1 protein-coding gene is annotated in these 532 nt (G+C 43.0%); it reads left to right on the top strand.

The window, feature by feature from the left end; translation table 11 throughout:
• On the top strand, positions 1 to 237 hold a 237-nt coding region (locus tag J7R05_RS07695), incomplete at its 5' end, for a helix-turn-helix domain-containing protein (RefSeq protein ID WP_208541813.1).
• Positions 238 to 532 lie beyond the last annotated feature (295 nt).

The following is a 532-nucleotide window of genomic DNA, read 5'->3' as shown; positions in this document are numbered from 1 at the left end:
AATATGACCTTGGCGGAGCTCGCGAAAGCATATCAAATACCGTCATCCAGTGTCAAAAACATTTGGACACGGCCTAACGAGAAAGCCGAACGTGCCATAGCCGATTTTATCGGTTTGCCCGTCGAGCAGGTTTTTAGCGACCGCTACCCCAAAAGTCGCCGTCGCATTTTTAAAGCAGCAAAACATGCCAACACAGATTCGCGTGTGTATTCTGCTTTGCGCGGTAATGCTGCTTAAAGTTAGTTACACGGCTTTGCGTTTTTGCGCATTTGCCATAAATTTAAATACCATAAGATAAAAAGGTTTATCAATGTCTAAAGATCAACACAAAATGGGCAAGATAAATTGCATAGAGTTGTGTTGTCAAACAGCCGTTTTTATAGGGGGTGGTTATGGTTGCTGCTTGTAATTTATGGACCCCAGATGTCAGAAGCGATATCGTTAATCCTTATTCAGAAGTTGAACGTTTACAGGTGATGCTTTCCTGTTCTTTTAAGGCAGTGAGTGGTGGATTTAAGCATCTGCCGATCCG

Source organism: Bartonella capreoli (genome assembly GCF_902813205.1).
GTDB lineage: Bacteria > Pseudomonadota > Alphaproteobacteria > Rhizobiales > Rhizobiaceae > Bartonella > Bartonella schoenbuchensis.
The sequence above is the reverse complement of the archived record's forward strand: the minus strand, read 5'-3'. Positions and strand labels throughout refer to the sequence as shown.